Annotated in this window: 16 protein-coding genes and 4 tRNA genes; 3 read left to right on the forward strand and 17 right to left on the reverse strand. The window is 44.3% G+C overall.

Features of this window, described 5'->3' with window-relative positions; all coding sequences use genetic code 11:
- Genes GCWU000321_RS03125 through GCWU000321_RS03135 form a run of 3 tightly spaced genes read right to left on the reverse strand, consistent with a single transcriptional unit; the run spans position 1 to position 3,715 of the window.
- A complete protein-coding gene (locus GCWU000321_RS03125) occupies positions 1–1,758 on the reverse strand; it encodes an ABC transporter ATP-binding protein (protein WP_007069631.1) in 1,758 nt (585 codons plus the stop codon).
- Positions 1,758–2,894, reverse strand: a complete 1,137-nt coding sequence (lpxB, locus tag GCWU000321_RS03130) for a lipid-A-disaccharide synthase (protein WP_007069632.1) — start codon at positions 2,892–2,894, stop codon at positions 1,758–1,760. Before lpxB ends, GCWU000321_RS03125 begins: the two co-directional genes overlap by 1 nt.
- Positions 2,891–3,715: an LpxI family protein gene (locus GCWU000321_RS03135; protein WP_040381172.1), complete on the reverse strand. Its 825-nt coding sequence runs from the start codon at positions 3,713–3,715 to the stop codon at positions 2,891–2,893. Before GCWU000321_RS03135 ends, lpxB begins: the two co-directional genes overlap by 4 nt.
- A 201-nt stretch (positions 3,716–3,916) precedes the next feature.
- On the opposite strand from GCWU000321_RS03135, the gene sstT reads away from it, so the two are divergent.
- Positions 3,917–5,170 carry a serine/threonine transporter SstT gene (gene sstT / locus GCWU000321_RS03140; RefSeq protein ID WP_007069634.1) on the forward strand — a complete coding sequence of 418 codons (1,254 nt, stop codon included), beginning with the start codon at positions 3,917–3,919 and terminating at the stop codon, positions 5,168–5,170.
- A 91-nt stretch (positions 5,171–5,261) separates the two neighbouring features.
- Here sstT and GCWU000321_RS03145 read toward each other — a convergent pair whose 3' ends face one another.
- The 7 genes from GCWU000321_RS03145 to mnmL form a co-directional block, all read right to left on the reverse strand.
- A complete protein-coding gene (locus tag GCWU000321_RS03145; RefSeq protein WP_007069635.1) occupies positions 5,262–5,915 on the reverse strand; it encodes a hypothetical protein in 654 nt (217 codons plus the stop codon).
- A complete protein-coding gene (locus tag GCWU000321_RS03150) occupies positions 5,908–7,218 on the reverse strand; it encodes a hemolysin family protein (protein WP_007069636.1) in 1,311 nt (436 codons plus the stop codon). Before GCWU000321_RS03150 ends, GCWU000321_RS03145 begins: the two co-directional genes overlap by 8 nt.
- A gap of 45 nt (positions 7,219–7,263) precedes the next feature.
- Complete coding sequence (gene era / locus GCWU000321_RS03155) at positions 7,264–8,166, reverse strand: GTPase Era (protein ID WP_007069637.1); 903 nt, start codon at positions 8,164–8,166, stop codon at positions 7,264–7,266.
- Positions 8,159–8,575, reverse strand: a complete 417-nt coding sequence (locus GCWU000321_RS03160) for a cytidine deaminase (protein ID WP_007069638.1) — start codon at positions 8,573–8,575, stop codon at positions 8,159–8,161. The genes era and GCWU000321_RS03160 overlap by 8 nt, the downstream gene beginning before the upstream one ends.
- Positions 8,562–9,053, reverse strand: coding sequence for an rRNA maturation RNase YbeY (gene ybeY / locus GCWU000321_RS03165; protein WP_040381814.1), 492 nt, complete (start codon positions 9,051–9,053; stop codon positions 8,562–8,564). Before ybeY ends, GCWU000321_RS03160 begins: the two co-directional genes overlap by 14 nt.
- On the reverse strand, positions 9,037–9,996 hold the full coding sequence (locus tag GCWU000321_RS03170; RefSeq protein ID WP_007069640.1) for a PhoH family protein: 960 nt from the start codon (positions 9,994–9,996) through the stop codon (positions 9,037–9,039). Before GCWU000321_RS03170 ends, ybeY begins: the two co-directional genes overlap by 17 nt.
- A 78-nt stretch (positions 9,997–10,074) precedes the next feature.
- The gene (gene mnmL, locus GCWU000321_RS03175; protein ID WP_007069641.1) at positions 10,075–11,025 is read right to left on the reverse strand and encodes a tRNA modification radical SAM protein MnmL/YtqA; all 951 of its coding nucleotides are present in this window, start codon (positions 11,023–11,025) and stop codon (positions 10,075–10,077) included.
- A gap of 105 nt (positions 11,026–11,130) precedes the next feature.
- Here mnmL and nadE point away from each other — a divergent pair, with 105 nt between their 5' ends.
- Positions 11,131–13,011 carry an NAD(+) synthase gene (gene nadE, locus GCWU000321_RS03180; RefSeq protein ID WP_007069642.1) on the forward strand — a complete coding sequence of 627 codons (1,881 nt, stop codon included), beginning with the start codon at positions 11,131–11,133 and terminating at the stop codon, positions 13,009–13,011.
- Positions 13,012–13,060: 49 nt separating this feature from the next.
- Here the strand turns inward: nadE and cshA are convergent, their stop codons facing one another.
- The 7 genes from cshA to GCWU000321_RS03215 form a co-directional block, all read right to left on the reverse strand.
- The gene (gene cshA, locus GCWU000321_RS03185; protein ID WP_007069643.1) at positions 13,061–14,593 is read right to left on the reverse strand and encodes a degradosome RNA helicase CshA; all 1,533 of its coding nucleotides are present in this window, start codon (positions 14,591–14,593) and stop codon (positions 13,061–13,063) included.
- Between the two features lie 343 nt (positions 14,594–14,936).
- Positions 14,937–15,012, reverse strand: a tRNA-Val gene (locus GCWU000321_RS03190).
- A 6-nt stretch (positions 15,013–15,018) separates the two neighbouring features.
- Positions 15,019–15,093: transfer RNA gene (locus GCWU000321_RS03195), tRNA-Glu, on the reverse strand.
- 2 nt (positions 15,094–15,095) lie between these two features.
- Positions 15,096–15,171: transfer RNA gene (locus GCWU000321_RS03200), tRNA-Asn, on the reverse strand.
- 293 nt (positions 15,172–15,464) lie between these two features.
- Positions 15,465–16,046, reverse strand: a complete 582-nt coding sequence (locus GCWU000321_RS03205; RefSeq protein WP_022026982.1) for a hypothetical protein — start codon at positions 16,044–16,046, stop codon at positions 15,465–15,467.
- Positions 16,047–16,063: 17 nt separating this feature from the next.
- A complete protein-coding gene (locus GCWU000321_RS03210; RefSeq protein WP_156777734.1) occupies positions 16,064–16,636 on the reverse strand; it encodes a hypothetical protein in 573 nt (190 codons plus the stop codon).
- A gap of 292 nt (positions 16,637–16,928) precedes the next feature.
- A tRNA-Val gene (locus GCWU000321_RS03215) sits at positions 16,929–17,004 on the reverse strand.
- Between the two features lie 480 nt (positions 17,005–17,484).
- Here GCWU000321_RS03215 and serC point away from each other — a divergent pair.
- Positions 17,485–18,555: a 3-phosphoserine/phosphohydroxythreonine transaminase gene (gene serC, locus GCWU000321_RS03225; RefSeq protein ID WP_007069646.1), complete on the forward strand. Its 1,071-nt coding sequence runs from the start codon at positions 17,485–17,487 to the stop codon at positions 18,553–18,555.
- Positions 18,556–18,594: the final 39 nt, after the last annotated feature.

Here is an 18,594-nt window from a genome sequence, read left to right on the forward strand (position 1 = left end):
TTATTTTTCTCCTTCCGGCTGTTTTATCGACATGGTATACAGTTCATGATATAAACCGCCCATAGCCATAAGTTCTTCATGTGTTCCCTGTTCTTCAATCCGTCCTTTATTCAGCACTAATATCTGATCAGCATTTTTAACCGTCGATAAACGATGGGCGATAACAAACGACGTCCGTCCCACCATCAGTTTATCCAAAGCATCCTGTACAATTTTCTCGCTTTCTGTATCCAAAGCGGAAGTAGCCTCATCCAGGATCAAAATGGCCGGATCTTTCAGTATTGCCCGTGCGATAGCAATACGCTGCCGCTGCCCGCCGGACAATACAAGCCCCCGGTCTCCAACTTTCGTATCTATGCCATGAGGAAGTTCTCTGATAAAATTTTCCGCATTTGCTGCTTTTATAGCTGCCCAAACCTCTTCATCCGTCGCATCCAGTCTTCCATAAAGAACATTTTCCTTAATTGTCGTATTAAAGAGAAGTGTATCTTGAGGTACAAGACCTATATTTTCCCTTAAAGAGCCGACAGTCACATCGCGGATATCCATACCATCAATGCAGATTGCCCCTGCGCTGACATCATAAAAGCGGGGAAGCAGGTTTGCCACCGTGGTCTTCCCCGATCCCGATGGACCGACAAGAGCAATGGTCTGTCCTGGCTCCGCGATAAAGTTTAAATCTACGAGAACTGGATTTTCTTTTTCATAGGAAAAAGAAACGTGCTTTGCCTCTACTCTGCCTTTCTTAATAATGAGCTGCTTTGCGTCCGGCTTATCCTGTACTTCCGGCTGCTCATCAAGGATGGCAAAAACACGGTCGGCTGCAGCCAGTGATTTTTGGATATTCCCAACGCTTTCCGCCACGCGCCGTGTCGGATTCGCCAAATTGATGGCATAAATAAGAAACGCAATCAGTTCCCCGGTCGTCATCACCCCGTCAATAACGGAAACACCGCCATACCAGATAATAGCGCACACCGCAATGGCCGCTAAAAATTCAACAAAAGGCGTCATCTGACTCTGTTGGCGGATGGAACGAACCGTTGCGCTGAAGCTGAAACGATTAATTTTTTCAAACCGTTTTTCCTCATAACTGCCGCGGTTAAAACTCCTTACAATACGAACGCCTTGTATCGTCTCCTGCAGCATGGAGGTTACATCAGCAAGGCATTCCTGTACCACCCTCCCGCTGGTATGCAGTTTTCTGCCGAAAAACTTAATCACATAAGAAACCAGAGGCACGATGATGAGACAAAGCACGGTCAGCTTCCATTGCAGATAAATCATAGACGCAAAGGAGCCGATAAAAATTGCGCTTTCCTGTACAAGAGAAATAAAATCCACCACGATGGCCGTTTGCAGCGCAGCAATATCATTAGTCAGATTACTCATGATATCCCCCGTACGGCGGCGATCATAGTAGGAAATGGACAAAACCTGCAAGTGATGGTAGAGAACATTACGGATATCCATAATAACCGCCTGTCCGATATACCCCATCAGATATCGATGCCCGAAAGTCGTGAGCGCCCTGATAAAGAAAGTCACTAAAATAGCTACAATAACCAAGTACAGCATTCGCAAGTCCTTTTGCTCCAGCACTTGGTCAATCACGTCCTTAATAATCCATGGAACCACCAAATTTGACAATGCTACAAAAAGCATAAAAACAACTGACAATATTAATAACTTCTTGTATGGCCACAAGTAAGACAGAAGACGTTTATAACTATTTATCTTATTTTTTTTACTACTCATTATTTCCCCTCTGCTGTCCTTAATATAAGTTCCGCCGTACGACGAACTGCTCCGCCTTCACCCAGCACGGCACGTACAGATTTTAATTCTCTTATATTCTCCTGCCGCTTTACTTCATTAGTCAGCCACGGCAGCACGACTTCCGCTATATTTCCGGCAGTAACTTTATCCTGTAAAAGTTCAGGCGTCACTTCTTTATGAAGCAGTATATTCGGCAGCCCCGCATACTCCACCCGTACAAGATGCTTGGCCAGGAACCAGGTAATCGCAGATAATCGATACACAAGCACAGTAGGAAGCCCCATCAGCGCTGTTTCAAGAGTAGCGGTTCCAGACGAAGCGATACACGCCGTACAAATCCGCATCAGATCATATATCCGGTCGGCCGTCACAATGATATCCAATCTCGGTGAAGCATTTTTTAAAAAACCTTGAATAAACTCCGATGAAATCGTACCAGCACGGGGCAAAAAGAATTGGCACTCACATTTTTCAGTAAGTATATCCGCTGTTTTAAGCATGGCGGGAAGAAGTTTTTCCACTTCATTTTTTCTGCTTCCCGGCATAAGCAGAATTCTTTTTTTTACTCTGTCTCCCCCAAAAAACATCATTGCCTCTTCATAAGACATAGACGCTTTCACAGTATCTGCCAAAGGATGCCCCACAAAAGTCACCCGGGCTCCAGCTTCTCGATAAGCCTCCGCTTCAAAGGGAAATATAGATGCCACATGCTCCACATCACGAACAATATTCTTTGCCCGTCCCTTGTGCCAGGCCCAAATTGTCGGTGCAATATAGTACACTACCGGAATGCCCAGCTCTTTTGCCACGTGGGCAATCTTCATATTGAACCCCGGATAATCCACACACACAACTACATCCGGTTTTTCTTCCATCATAGCATGTCTAAGGAATGTCCGTAACTTAAAAAACAGTGATAAATGACGAATGACTTCTACCACTCCGATAATTCCCAGATTACCGATATCATAAATAATACGCACTCCCGCATTACGCATATTATCTCCGCCCATGCCGAAAATATCAGCATCAGGATATTCTCTTTTAATTTCCGCGGCAACAGCGGCGGCGTGCATATCCCCGGAAGCTTCTCCGGCAGACATCATAATTTTCATAAATGCTCCTGCTCCACGGATAGAATAGCAATTCCTGCACAATCCGCCTCTTTCAGCACGGACGTTTTTTCCACAAATAAGGTGCGGTACGCCTCAATAGCAAGTACTTTGCATCCGGTTTCCATCATAGAATGTAAAGTTTCCAATCCCACAGCGGGTACATCAAAACGCAGATCCTGATCCGGTTTTGCCGTCTTCACCACCACGGCTCCCCCGCGGGCCAGCATACCACCGCGTCTAATACAGGCATCTGTCCCTTCAATCGCTTCCACTGCCATAACCGCCTGATCTTTGATGACCACCGTCTGCCCCAGATCCATACCGCCAATGGCCTTAGCCGCCTTAAAGCCGAATGCTACATCAAGCATTTCATTTTCTGTCGGCCGGCGTTTGGTAAATATTTGCGGCCCCGGCATTAAAGGCTTTAAATATTTCGTTTGATCCAGCACTGAAATCCCGTCTTTCCCCAATTCTTCCACAAGTTCCAAAGTAATCGTGTCATCCTTGAAATTCTTTTTCCTCAATCGATTCAAAACTTTCAGCGCACGCAAATCAGGAATCACATGATCCTTATACAGCCATTCTTTTGTTACTTTCCCAAGCATTGTGACTTCCTGCACGCCTTCCGACAAAAGCGTTTTAATGACCTTATTCAATTTAAAGACGCTGATTTCATAATAAGCATCAGCTTTTTCTTTTAGTTTCTTTTCGACTCCTGGAATCACAGCAATGCATACAACCTTATATCCCTGTATATGTGCGGCCTCTATAAATTCCACCGGAAGTATGCCGATTCCGGCAAGCAGTCCTACGGTCTCCATCGTTCCCCCTATCATTCTACCCTTTGAGTATTTTACCATATATTTCGTATTTTACGGAAATTATCGATTCTATATGAAAATACTTTTTTATGCTAAAAACGTATGCTAAACAGCCTTATACAAATCATTTTTATATGCTTCTTGAAAGAAATATAAACGCAAGGTATACTTAAATTATTATAATTTAAAGGGGGAATTACTTTGCTAAACAAAATCAAAAAAGTTTTGTCCAGTGTCGCATTGATCAAACAAATTGCTGTCGGCTTGGTCATCGGTATCCTGATTGCCGTCTTTACACCGACGGTAATCCCTGTCGTTAAAATTTTTGGCGATCTCTTCGTCAAAGCACTGAAAGGCGTTGCTCCCGTCCTCGTATTTTTCCTTGTCATGAACGCGATGGCACAAAAAAAAGAAGGGACGAACGCAAATATGAAACCGATCATCATCTTGTATGTCATCGGAACCTTCTGTGCCTCTCTCGTCGGCGTAGCATTGTCATTCCTTTTTCCGACCGTACTTCATCTCCAGGTGGCAGCCGATGCCAAACTGGCTCCGCCTTCCGGCATCGTTGAAGTATTGCACAATGTAATTCTTTCCGTTGTAGATAATCCGGTCAATGCGCTTCTTACTGCAAATTACATCGGTATCTTGGCCTGGGCGATCATTGCCGGTCTTGCACTCAAAAGTTACGCAAACGGTACAACAAAATCTGTGCTTGATGATATAGCCCGTGCTATCACTCAGGTCGTCACCTGGGTCATCCACTTCGCTCCGCTTGGCATCATGGGACTTGTTGCTGACTCTGTCGGTACTGCCGGTGTAGATGCCCTGTTGGGATATGCAAAACTTTTGGCTGTCCTGATCGGCGCCTATATTCTTGTTGCTTTTGTTATGAATCCGATTATCGTATTCCTCAATGTTCACCATAACCCTTATCCTCTTGTCTGGACAACAATCCGTGAAAGCGGTGTATATGCATTCTTTACAAGAAGTTCCGCAGCAAATATCCCTGTCAATCTGACCTTGTGCAAGCGGCTGGGCCTTAACCCCGATACTTTTACAATTTCTATTCCGCTCGGCGCAACTATCAACATGGCGGGCGCTTCCATTACCATTTCTGTACTGGCTTTAGCTGCTGCCAACACATTGGGAATTGTTGTCGATCTTCCGACAGCGCTTCTTCTGTGCCTGATTTCCACAGTTGGCGCCTGCGGCGCTTCCGGTGTAGCCGGCGGTTCCCTCCTTCTGATTCCTGTGGCCTGTGCCTCTTTCGGTATCAGCAATGACATTGCCATGCAGGTTGTTGGCGTAGGCTTCATCATTAGTGTTCTTGAAGACGCCTGTGAAACGGCACTGAACAGTTCCAGTGATGTCCTCTTTACTGCTGTTGCTGAATTTTCTGAACGCCGCAAGAATGGAACTTTTGATCCTAAAGATATGGTTCCCCACAACTGAATCTGATACAAAAAAGACTGTGAAAATGCGAAATACTTTTCACAGTCTTTTTTCGTGTGCCTTATGGCGGATATTCCGCATTCAATCTGATCTATACCTCTATCAAAAAAGCTCCGGCGGTTTTCATTTTTACATCTCCATAGCAGAGAATAAATTTATCTATATACCCCGCCAATTCCTTAAAAACTGATGCCTTAATAGAGCCTCCCCACTCCGATCCCCAATCATAATCAGAAAAAGATTGCATAAGCTTCATCCCTGCCGGTGACAAATGTAATTCACGTTCTGTTTCATGACTTCCTGCATCGATACCGGCTGCCCGAAGGAGCTGCACGGATACAATCAGCGCTGCCACCTTTTTATTTTTACATGCGGCAACAGTCATCGCACGTCCCAAAAGCCGGTATACCCTTTCATTTCTTTCCTCTTTTGGAAAGAATATACTGACCAACTCAATCACATAGTACCAGCACTGCATTTCTTCATAGGATAAATTCATCATATCCAAAAGCATCCGGCTCTCATACTGGGACATGAAAAAATTCTCGCCATCTTTCCACGCAGTGAACCGAAGAAACGCAAAAGAAACCATACCGCCGCTTCCACATCGTTCAAGCACCGTCTTGCCTACATAGATCCGTACTAATCCGGCAGATAAAGTAAATACATCCGCAATTTTCCCGCCATCCTTCCCCGCATGAGCATGAAGAAGGATCCCCTCATCATTTTCAAGCAATTTATTCATGACTGTCTGGTTCCGTTTCTTCTTTACGATCCATTTCCGCCTTCACACGCATAATACGGAATCCGTACATTTTCAGTACGGTAAACTTCCACCCGCCAAAAGAAATATGGTCACCGACTTGGGGTATCCGTTCCAATTTCGAAAAAATCAGCCCGCCAATCGTATTATTTCTTTCTTCATCATCAAACTCCATTTGGAGCCTTTCAGAAACATCTTCCAGGATGACGGTACCGTCAAACTCATAAACATGGTCATTCACACGCAAAATTTCAGCAGGCGCGTTGCTCTCATTCTGCGGAATTTCTCCAGCCAGCTCTTCCATCAGATCCTCCAGCGTCACAAGGCCTGACGTCCCTCCATACTCATCCACGACGACCGCCAGGTATGTTCTCTTATTCTTCATCATTTGAAGGAGGGCCGGCGCGGGCATAACTTCAGGTACAGTCAGTATTTCCCTCATGATTCTTTTTATGTTGTACTCACCCCTCAAAAGGCTTTCTAAAAAATCTTTTACATGAATAAATCCAAGAATATGATCCTTGTCCTCCATACACACGGGATAACAGGTATGATGCGTTTTTGAAATATTCCGGCGCATTACGTCCATATCATCATTAAAATCCAAAACGACCATATCATTCCGGGGAATCATGACATCCCTCACATCTAAATCAAAAAAGTCAAAAGAATTTTTGATCAACGTATTTTCAAGAGTATTCAAACGCCCGCCGCGATGACTTTCTTCCACGATGCAACGGATTTCATCTTCGGTATAAGTGAAATTAACTTCGTCTCTGCACGGGATTCCTTTCATATCCAATATCTTTTTTACCGCGAACAAGCCGATGAAAATGAAAGGCTTCCATAGCCTGCCGGACAAATTGATGAACCATGTATAAGAGGATAACATGGACAGCGGCCTGACCAATGATATGGATCCCGGCACAAGAATGGTAAAAATCCAATAGAGCATCAGTGCAATAACAATGTAGGCAGAAACACCGACATATATCAGCACCGCGGAAAAAAAATTGGTTTCTTCCCAAAACAAAACCATGTGACGGACACTCTGGTATAAAGAAAGGGCAAAAATGCTGCTGCAGAAAAGATAACCGATCTGTGTCCCCGCAAGTACCACAGAAGTCTTTTGATAATAAGGAGCCACTTTTTCCACTTTCTCCGCATCCAGTTCATCATTGTCTTCAATGTATTTCTTTCTCATTCGCGCAAAAGAAAAATTAACAGCAGTACATACATAATTGACGGCTGCCGCAAAAAGCGCAACGAAAATCCATACAATCACCCATTCTACGTGGATATTGATAAGTCATTCCTCCTTTTTTAAACATTACTTATGCTCTTTATACCCTAATTCCCGAAGAATATAATCTTTATTCTTCCAATCTCTACTGACTTTCACCCATAAATCAAGAAATACAGGAGCGCCGATCAGATTTTGTATTTCCTCTCGTGCTTCCTGCCCGGCCTCTTTAAGTAAGGTGCCTTTCCTCCCGATAATGATACGCTTCTGAGAATCCCGTTCCACATAAATCGTACAGCGGATATATACCTTTCCATTTTCCCGCTCACTAAATTCTTCAGTGAATACGCCAATCGCATGAGGAACTTCTTCTCTTGTACGCAGCAGTAATTTCTCTCTTACAATTTCCTGCACAATATTTCGCTCCGGCTGATCTGTCACCATATCATCAGGGAAATACTTGGGGCCTTCAGGCAGGTATCTTTCCAGAACCGTCGTAAATTCTTTCAAATTCTCTCCGCTTCGGGCGGAAAGCGGAATGATTTCCGAAAACGGGTGTATTCTGCTGTATTGTCCTATTTTCTTCAGCAGCATATCTTTTTTTATCAAATCAATCTTACTCAGAACCAGCACGACGGGTACTTTTTTATCCTTGAGCAGATTCAAAATATACCGATCGCCCGCCCCGAGGGGATCATTACAGGCACAAATAAAGACAATGACATCCACTTCATCCAAAGCGTCCACCGTACTCTGACGAATAACCTGCCCTAATTTACTCTGCGGCTTATGCATTCCCGGTGTGTCAAGAAAGACAACTTGGGAATTTTTACCATTCCATACACCGGTAATCTTATTCCGCGTCGTCTGCGCATGAGCAGACACGATGGAAACTTTCTCCCCCAAAACCGCATTCATCAAGGTAGACTTCCCTACATTCGGCCGTCCTACAAGGGCAACAAATCCAGAATGGAATTTTTCTTCAGCCATTTCGTTCTCCTGTCTTTAAACAGCCTTCTTCAAAAGCATGGGGAAGCAATTTGCTTCCATCAAAAATTTTATAGTGGTCTTCATCTTTTGCCACAATGACCACGGGGATATGAAATTCCGCTATGACCTGGCGGCAGATTCCACAGGGCATCGTAAAACCCTTATCACTCCCCGCCACAGCGATTCCCTGAAAACTTGTATACCCTGCTGTTACCGCACTGCCGATGGCGTTCCTTTCCGCACACATACCCGCGGGATAAGAAACATTCTCTACATTACAGCCGGTAAATATATTTCCATCTTCACCAAGAACCGCCGCCCCTACGGGGTATCCCGAATAGGGAACATACGCATTCTTTCTTGCTGCAAGCGCTGCAGAAACCAAAGCGGCCGCTTCATTCCCCATCATTTTCAAGTTTTCCTTCCGTTACAATACGTTCCATACCGCAGGCACCAAGTATTTCTTCTTCCTTTTCCCGCATTTTCCTCTTCTCCTCCGGATCATAATGATCATAACCAAGAATATGGAGAAATCCGTGTACAGATAAATACGCCATTTCCCGTTCTTTACTGTGCCCGAACTCTTCTGCCTGCTCAACCGCGCGGTACAAATTAATAATGATGTCGCCCAACACTTTTTCTTCCTCCATACCGTCCTCTTCTTCGCCCTCGTTTAAAGCAAAGGAAAGGACATCCGTCGGCGCGTCAACTCCGCGGTATGTTTTATTCAGTTCATGAATGGTATCAGCGTCACAGATAAGGAGACTTAATTCCGCGTCTTCCGCCACGTTCTGCAATTCCGCCCCTTTCGAAAGAACTCTCAGAATGAGCGTTTCCAACTCTTCACTGTAAAATTGCTCATCACTGTAATTAATCGTGATTTCCATCATCTTCCACCCCCTGTCTTTTCTTTTTTGTATCTTCTTCATAAGCGTGGATAATGGCCGCCACCAAATCATGGCGAACCACATCATCTTCCGTAAATGTCACGGATTCAATATCGGAAACATTTGCCAAAACACGCTGCGCATCAATAAGTCCGCTTTTCACATGAGGCGGAAGATCAATTTGGGTAACATCGCCATTAATAACCATTTTTGAGCGATCCCCCAGGCGGGTCAGAAACATTTTAAGTTGTTCCACTGTCGTATTTTGCGCTTCATCCAAAATGACAAAAGATTTTTCAAGCGTCCTGCCCCTCATATACGCAAGCGGAACCACTTCAATCTGGCCTTTCTGCTGCAGCCGGATGAACTCTTCCGGCCCGAACATATCCAAAAGACCGTCAAACAAAGGGCGCAGATAAGGATTTACCTTTTCCTGCATATCCCCCGGGAGAAACCCCAGTTTTTCACCTGCTTCCACCGCCGGCCGCACTAAAATAATCCGCCGGACATCATGATTTTTCAGAAAGAAAGCTCCCAATGCGACCGCCAAGTATGTTTTTCCTGTTCCCGCGGGACCAACGCCAAAGGTAATGGAATTCCGACGGATCGCATCTACATACATTTTCTGCCCTAACGTTCTCGGACGGACAGCTTCTCCATTCCGTGTAAGATTAATAATATCCTCTTTCATCTCATGAAGCAGTTCCATCTTCCCCTCATCAAAAAGCTTCATGATGAGGAGCATCTGTCTTTCAGAAACACGGATGCCTCTTTTGGCGTCAGATAAAATCTCTTCAATCACTGACAGGCTTTTGTATACTTTCTCTTCCGATCCTTTTACACGGATCAGATTCCCGCGGCATAAGATATCCGTGCCATAATGTTCTCCCGCCAGTGCAAGCAGACGGCCGCCCTGCGCAAACACACGAGCGGCGTCCTGCATTCCCTGTACCAGTATTTCTTTTTCTACTTTCGTTTTTATAGTGCTTCACCCCATCTTATATAAACCAAAGAAAGATTCTTATTCATGCAGAAATCTTCGAACAGCTGCCCCGTGAAGATAATTACAGGCCGATCCCTGTTGAATATGTCTGTTTCTCATCAGCTTCTCTATATATTCTTTTACTTCCCACCACGGACGTCCGCCATTTACGGAAAGCGTATTTGCCGAAGCACGCCCCACAATTCGCTGCACCACGATATCAGGGCGGAGCATGGATAAAATCAGAACAACTCTTTCCGCATATTCTTCAGGGGGTAAAAGTTTTATATCCCCTTTTTCATACATCTTCGCCAATTTCGTTCCTTTAATAATATAGAGAGAATGTATTTTTATTTCCGTGACGGGAAGAACCGAAACCAGTTTTGCCACTTCTTCCACATCGATACGGTCGTCCCACGGCAAATCAGCAATGATGTGCGCGCATAAATCAAAATGATACCTGCCAATTTGAAGAGCCGCATCAATAAACTCTGCCACCGTATGGCATCGTCCTATTTTAAGAAGTGTGTGGGGATTTACGCTTTGCAGCCCAAGCTCTACCGTGATATTCGTCCCGTATTTCCCCTGGGCCTCTCTGAGTACCTCCAGGTACGACTCATGGATACAATCGGGTCTTGTGGAAACCGCAAGTCCTACGATATCAGGATGCCCGCAGGCTTCCTTCACACAGTATTCGAATCGGGAAAGCGGCATATAGGTATTTGTGAAATTCAAAAAATAAGCAATGAATTTTTTCGCCTTATATTTCGGTCCCACATGGGAAATACTCCGATCAATCTGGCGGGTGATTTCCATTCCCACCGCCTTTGTTTCATAGTCCGCCCGAATAGAACCGCAAAAAATGCACCCGTCACTATCTAATGTACCGTCTCGATTCGGACAAGTCACGGGAAGGGCAATCGGAATCTTATAAACTTTCTCATTATATTTTTCTTTTAGATAATCCGAATACGTTCTGTACAATGCCATAGCATCTGCTCCTGTATATTTTTATTATATAACACCCCCTCTCATTTACACAAAAGAATTGCTTCTGTACAATAGAAATTAATAGAACATAGAGGAGGCACACCAATGATCCGTATCTCTACGGTGCAGTTATCCGTTATTCCGGGAAATATCCGCGCCAACTTTGAACAGATGGAAAGAGAAATACAAAACGCCCGAAAGCAAAACACTGACATCCTGATCTTTCCCGAACTCTGCCTGTCAGGGTACATGATCGGCGACCTGTGGGAACAGAATGCTTTCCTTCGTGAATGTGAGCGGTATGGTCAGAAAATCGCCGATGCGGCAGAAAACATTATTGTTATCTTCGGCAATATAGCCGTTGACCCGAAAAAAAAGAATAATGATGGCCGTGTAAGGAAGTATAATGCTGCTTTCGCCGCCTGCAATGGACAGTTCTTAAAAAATGACAGAGGGTTATCTTATACTATTAAAACGCTGCTCCCTGATTACAGGCAATTTGATGACAAACGCCACTTTACAAGCCTTCCTGAGCTGGCTGCCGAAGAAAATCAATCTGTATCTTCCCTGCTTGCGCCTTTTACATTTACCATCAGGCAGGAAACTCTCCGCGCAGGCATTGTTCTTTGCGAGGACAGCTGGGATGAAAACGCACGGCTGTCCCCTATGGAAATCCTTTCAGAAAAAAATATCGATATTCTTTTCAATCTGTCCGCCTCGCCATTCACCTTGGAAAAGAATGATAAAAGACACCGTCTCTTCTCTGCCTCGCTTTCCCGCCTCGGCTGCCCTATGCTCTACATCAATAGAAGAGGACTGGAAAACAATGGAAAAGACTGCTATACCTATGACGGCATGACTGCCGCCTACGATCCGAAAGGTACACTTCTTGCCGAAGCAGTCCCTTATCAGGCGGAGCGTTCTTGCTTTTCTTTTGATATCGCCGCAAAAAAACTGACTGCAGAAAAAGAAATGAAACCGTTTAGGGGAGATATGTTGCTGCCTGCTCTCCGCTATGGGTTGAAAGAATTTTTATCCGCCATTCATGCAGGCAGGGTGGTCATCGGCATCTCAGGCGGCATCGATTCCGCGGTCAACGCCGCACTGTACCGATCGGTTCTTCCTGCGGAAAATCTCCTTTTAGTGAACACGCCGACACGGTTCAATTCGGAAACCACAAAAAATCTGGCGCGGCGGCTTGCCGAAAATCTGGAAGCTCCTTTTGTGGAACTCCCTATCGATTCTTTTATCAATGAAACAGTTTCTCAAATTGACGATTTGCAAATTCCTTCTTCGTCAGACATGAAAACACTGCACCTCACCGGTTTTATGAAAGAAAATATACAAGCCCGTGACAGAAGCACCCGTATCCTCGCCACGCTTTCTTCCGCCTTTGGCGGCATATTTACCTGCAACGCAAACAAAACCGAATTAACCGTCGGCTACGGTACGCTCTATGGCGATCTGTCCGGCGCTCTTGCCGCTACAGCCGACCTTTGGAAGCATCAGATATATGCACTCGGCAGAACTCTGAACAGATATTTCGATAAAAACATGATTCCTGATGAAATATTTACTGTCAGACCAAGCGCTGAGCTTTCCGAAAATCAAGACATTACAAAAGGATTGGGAGATCCCCTTATTTATGAATACCATGATTTTCTCTTCCGCTCGTTTATTGAACCATGGAATCGGATAACACCGGAAGAGATTCTTACCTGGTACAGTGAAAATTGTCTGGAGGAGAAACTGGGAACTCCTGTATCCATCAAATCTATTTTCAAAACACATCACGATTTTATCACCGATTTGGAAAAATGGTGGAATTTGTTTGCAGGATTTGCCGTTGCCAAGCGCATACAGGCGCCCCCCCTGCTTGCCGTCAGCCGCCGTCCTTACGGCTATGATCTCCGTGAATCGCAAATAGCCCCTTACTATACCGACACCTATATCCATCTGAAAAATTCTCTTTTATCAAATGGCTGAGCAACGTAAAAGGAAGCGCTTACTATGACGCCTCCTTTTATATTGCTTTTCAATTTTTCTTAAAGTATGGTTTAAAACTGGACTCATGCATATTGCTCTTTTCCCTTTTTCTACTTTCCTGCGGACGGGAACGATGTCCGTTATACCTGCCGTCCCGTTTTTCACTTTCATAATTTTTATCACGGGAATGCCCTTGCAATCGTCTGCCGCGTCTTTCCCCGCCAAAAGAGCGTTTGCCGCCGGAGCTTCTGCGCTTCTTAAACTGCGGACGTTCTTCCGTAATCTTTACAGGCGTCACATCAGGCTGTTTTGTGAGCAGTTTAATTGCCGCCGCAACTAAAGATACCGCATCCACATGGTTCAGAAGTTCTTCCGCATTTTCACGATATTCTTCCAGTCCGGTCCCCCGGGACGCTTCCTGCAGATTCTCAATAGCAATCCGCTGATTTCCTTCAATGACGTCAGACAGCGTAGGAACACTCTTTCTTCTGATTTTGCGTCGGATAGCGCGCTCAATATCATGAAGCTGCCCGATTTCTCTGGAAACAACAAAAGTCATGGCCAAACCGGTCTGTCCCGCCCGTCCCGTACGGCCTACACGGTGCACATACGTTTCAGAATCCTGGGGCATATCAAAATTATATACATGGGTTACCCCGCTGATATCCAATCCTCGTGCTGCCACGTCAGTAGCCACAAGAATATCAATTGTGCCTTCTTTAAACTGGCGGACGACTGCATCGCGTTTCTGCTGAGACAAGTCGCCATGAAGACCTTCTGCCATATACCCGCGCTTTTTCAACGCCTCCGTCACCTCGTCGGCACGGCGTTTCGTCCGAACAAAGACAATGGCCAGTTCAGGATTCTCCATATCCAGCAGCCGGCAAAGGCAATCGAACTTCTGCATATCCGGCAATTCGATATATTCCTGTTCCACCAGGTCAATTGTAACCGTAGCCGCTTTAATCTTCACAAGCACAGGATCACGAAGGAAAGATTCCGCCAGTTCTCTGATCGGTGCCGGCATGGTAGCAGAGAAAAACATCGTCTGCCTTTCTTCAGGCATCCCCGCTAAAATAGTGCGGATATCATCAATAAATCCCATATCCACCATTTCATCGCCTTCATCAAGAACAAGAATCTGGACATGGGACAGATCAATGGTTCCTCTCTTCATATGGTCCATAAGACGACCCGGTGTCGCCACAATAATATTCGGCTTCTTGCGAAGCGCGCGAAATTGTCTTTCGATATCCTGTCCGCCATAAATAGGCAATGCATGAATCGGCAAGTACTGGGCAAGCCGATTCATCTCTTCCGCAGACTGGATGGCCAATTCTCTCGTTGGCGAAAGCACGATAGCCTGCGGCCCTTTTTCTGTCGTGTCAATCTTTTCCAGAATCGGAATACCAAATGCCGCTGTTTTGCCCGTACCGGTCTGTGCCTGTCCAATCAGATCCTTCCCCTCCATCGCCGCGGGAATAGATACCTTCTGGATAGGAGTGGGCTCCTCAAATCCCATATCTTCAATAGCCTTCATGATTTCAGGAACAAGGCCCAGTTCCTTAAATGTATCGTACATAATACCTCCTGCACGAAAAAAGGAAACGCACAAGCGCCCCCTATAATTGACTTATTTGTAGCCTGTAATTTCGTTATTATAACATAGTTTTTATTTATATAATAGTAATTAGAAAAGTATAATTTTTTCAAATTGCGGTCAAGGAAAACATTTTGTTCCTTATCTTAACATAAAGAGACACTTAAAAAAATTTTTCTTTACATCATCTTTCCCAAACTTCTTTTTTTGACAGGCAATAAGCAGGTTGAATACGCAATAAACAGGACTTATATGCCGTCAATACAGAAAATTACTATTTTGTCTTTAATATGCAAAAAGCAACCGGAAAGGCTGCTTTTTTCTTTGGTGGGCGATGACAGGATCGAACTGCCGACATTCTGCTTGTAAGGCAGACGCTCTCCCAGCTGAGCTAATCGCCCGTATGTTGGTGACCTGTGCGAGATTCGAACTCGCGAACCCGCCGTGAAAGGGCGGTGTCTTAACCACTTGACGAACAGGCCGTTGGCTCCTGAAGCAGGGTTCGAACCTGCGACATCGTGATTAACAGTCACGCGCTCTACCGGCTGAGCTATTCAGGAATACGTACTTAAGGTACGTGACATATAATATCAGATTTTTTCTGACTTTGCAACAAAAGATATACATTCTTCCAAAATACATAAACCGAAAGCATTAAGTTATATCCTTATATAAAAAACTATTTGTATACATAAGAAAATACGGAAAAGCAGGAATCATCATATTAAGAACGGATCATGATGAATAAAATGATTCGTACCATGCCTTCCGTATTTTCTTTACTCTATTTAACAATTTTATTCTTATCGGGTATGACTCCCCTTGTCTTTTAACAAAGGATTCTTAGCAGGTTTTACCGTTCCGTATCAAAACCGATGACATATCCCTCATGACGTACCAAGGTGACAGGACCGTCCCTGTTCGGTTTATCAAAAGTAAAGTAATGATCTGCTTTAGGTTTATAGACTACACCTTTTTTGCATTCCTCCGGAAGTATGATACTTATTTCTCCCTTTTCGCCTGTTCCGCCATCCCAAAGAGAACCGCGGGTTTTGAGTATCAAAAGATTATTTTCCAGACGCACCTCTAAATCTTCCCGTCCCGCTTTCACGATACCATAAATTAAATCGCATTTCGCCGTAGTCGGCCCGGGAGGCGCCGGCATTCGGCGCGCTTCCGCATCATTTCTCGAAAGAAGGGCTCCTGTTTTCTCATCATACCAGCCATGGACTTCTGCATTATAAACCATACCATTTTCTCTTGTACCGTCTGCCGGTTCCCCCTCATATAAAGGCTCCTCACTGGATTCCGTCGTAGAAACACCGACCTTGTTCAATACTTTTCCAAGATTGAAACCGGCAGCCGTATTCCCCATAACGCTGAAAGCTAATCCTGCTGCTATCCCTAATATTAATAATCTTTTTACGTTGGACATATTGACACCTCCCATTCTTACGATCTTCCCATACGATGAGGAACGAACTTTCCCTTCCCCGGCCTAAGCGTATACCTTAAATCTTCTCCCCGTTCAATATCCATTATATTACCAAGATCAGGCATTGTCAGTCTTGAAAAATAACCGGCACCATACCCCTCTTTGCTGAAAATAATATCATAATAAAGACCTTTGCTGAAATCAACAGTCACTTCAAAATATCCCCGTGCATCAGTTCTTGCAACCTCTACTGCATCACCGCCTTCAATTGATAATGTATGACCATCGACACTTTTCAGCTCAATACCGTCATAGTTATCGGTATAAGCACCCACCGCCGGTCCATAAAGAATAACTCCTTCCAGCGGCTTACGTTCGCCATCTTGACCTTTCACAAAAATATGCCCTTTAAATGTAAATACTTTGGAGTCCTTCCTCACTGAAGCTCCTTGTTTGGAATCGCCGGCCTCCTCTCCAGGAAGATTGATTTGCGGCAGTTTTAAACTTCCCAGATTAAATCCGGCTTCCACTGACATCGTCCCCAGCACCAAAGCTGCCAATACCAGTGTTAATACCCCTTTTCTCCTCATTTGCATGACACCTCCCGGTCTCCTAAAAAAATAAATAATAACATAACAGTTTTATTATGAGCTAAGTAAAATATTGCCTAAATACCAAAACAGATATTTATCCTAAATAAATTTAATTATCTATATATATTATGATAATATAATTTTTTTATAAGTGTCAAGCATATCCCAAACCAGTGCAGCAGGACATGAGTCACAAAACCGGCAATGTACAAACCATTCTGATCCACTAATGCGGAAAGTTATATCTTTTTTGCATACACAAAAAGCAACCCTCCCGGTTGCTTTTCTTTGGTGGGCGATGACAGGATCGAACTGCCGACATTCTGCTTGTAAGGCAGACGCTCTCCCAGCTGAGCTAATCGCCCATATTCGGATAAGCTTATTATGCCTTATCTCATTATTTTTTTCAAGTGCTCTCCGCTGCCTTTCCCCTCCTTCCTGTCATCTTTTCAAGAATATTATAAACAGACTTGACAAGAGTTACTACGTCCGTCTATACTCATGTTAATACATTATGCACAAGGATGAAGAAGCGCTTTTGCAAGCTCTCCAGAGAGATGGTGGACGGTGGAAACCATCAGCAAACAATTGTCGTTCCGCTTCAGAGTGGTAGATGATGAATCTATCGGGTATGCCCGTTACAGCAGATTAAAGATGGCTGAAAAGCAATTTGGGTGGTATCGCGGGTGCTCTCGTCCCTTAGAGGATGAAGAGCGTTTTTTATTACACAGGATATTTTGTCCCTTTTGGTTTCCTGCTAAATTGGGTGGCACCGCGAGAAAAGAGAAGCTCGTCCCATGGGACGCTTCTCTTTTTGTGTTTATAAAGTATAGGAGGTCTCTTTTATGAATCGAGTCTATAATTTCAATGCCGGCCCTTCTCCGTTGCCACTGGAAGTGCTTGAAGAAATCCGGGATGAGATGACAAATTTCAAAGGCACTGGGATGGGAATTATTGAGATGAGCCACCGCTCCAAAGAATTTCAATCCGTCATAGAAGAAACGAAGTCATTGCTTTTCGATCTCATGAAGCTTACACCGGATCATGAAATCGTATTCATTCAAGGCGGCGGCACCATGCAGTTCCTTATGGAAAGTTATAATTTTCTCCATACCCGCGCCGCTTACGCAGATACTGGTGTGTGGGCGCACAAAGCCCGTGATTCTGCTGCGTTCTTCGGAGAAGCGTATGATGCAAATTCCGCTAAAGACCGAAACTATTCCTATATTCCGGAGGACTGCCTGATCAAACCGGAAACGGATTATCTCCACATTACAACAAACAATACGATTTATGGCACGGAATATTGGAAATTTCCAGAAGTAGATATCCCTATCATTTGTGACATGTCCTCTGATATCCTTTCCCGCCGCATAGATTTCAACCGCTTCGACATGATTTGGGCAGGCATACAGAAAAACCTGGGTGCCGCCGGTATGGCTCTTGTCATTCTTAAAAAGGATTTTGCAAAAACGGCGCGTACAGATATTCCTCCTTTTCTTCAATATAAAACATTTATTGAAAAAGATTCTGCCTATAATACACCGCCGGTATTCTGCATTTACACATTGAACAAGATGCTCCACTGGATAATAAAACAAGGCGGACTGGATATCATTGAAAAAAGAAACAAGGAAAAAGCAAAATTGATTTACGACATCATCGACAAAAGCAACGGATTTTATAAAGGGCATGCCGTAAAAAAAGACAGAAGCCGTATGAACATTACGTTCAACCTTTCTTCTGCCGATGAGGAAAAAGATTTCATTGAGAAAGCAAAAGAAAACCGCTTTATCGGCGTCAATGGCCACCGACTCGTAGGCGGCTGCCGTATTTCTCTTTATAATGCAGTTACCATAGACGCCTGTAAAGCAGTCGCCCAATTCATGGAAGCATACCGGAAAGATCATCAATAATCTTATCTGTACATTTCTTTACTATTTTTTAGGAGGAGA

This window comes from Dialister invisus DSM 15470, assembly GCF_000160055.1.
GTDB classification, from domain to species: Bacteria; Bacillota; Negativicutes; order Veillonellales; family Dialisteraceae; genus Dialister; species Dialister invisus.